The following is a 342-nucleotide window of genomic DNA, read 5'->3' on the forward strand; positions in this document are numbered from 1 at the left end:
TCGACTTTCCGATGGATGGCGCAGCGGCGGTCGATCAGGCCCATATCGACTGGTGGGATCGCGGCGCGCGCATCCTGACGCCGCCTCATGATCTTGGATGCGGGCGCAGCTTCGTCGCCGGCGACCCGGACGGCCATCGTTTGCGGGTGTTCGCGGCGGCGTGAGGCGTCAGGCCTCCGCCTCCAGGCGATAGCCCACGCCCCGCACATTGGTCAGCAGACCGGCGGCGTCGGCGCCCTCCAGCTTGCGGCGCAGGTGGCTGACGTGGCTGTCGATGGTGCGTTCCAGCACCGCCTGATTGTCGAAACAGGCCTGCATGATCTCGGTTCGGCTGAAGACTCG

Annotated in this window: 1 protein-coding gene; it reads right to left on the bottom strand. The window is 67.8% G+C overall.

The features are described from left to right. Positions 1 to 168: 168 nt before the first annotated feature. Positions 169 to 342 (bottom strand): winged helix-turn-helix domain-containing protein (locus CVH10_RS18670; protein WP_146143063.1); only part of this gene is annotated, 174 nt, incomplete at its 5' end.

Source organism: Halomonas sp. ND22Bw (assembly GCF_003011945.1).
Taxonomy (GTDB): Bacteria; Pseudomonadota; Gammaproteobacteria; order Pseudomonadales; family Halomonadaceae; genus Halomonas; species Halomonas halophila.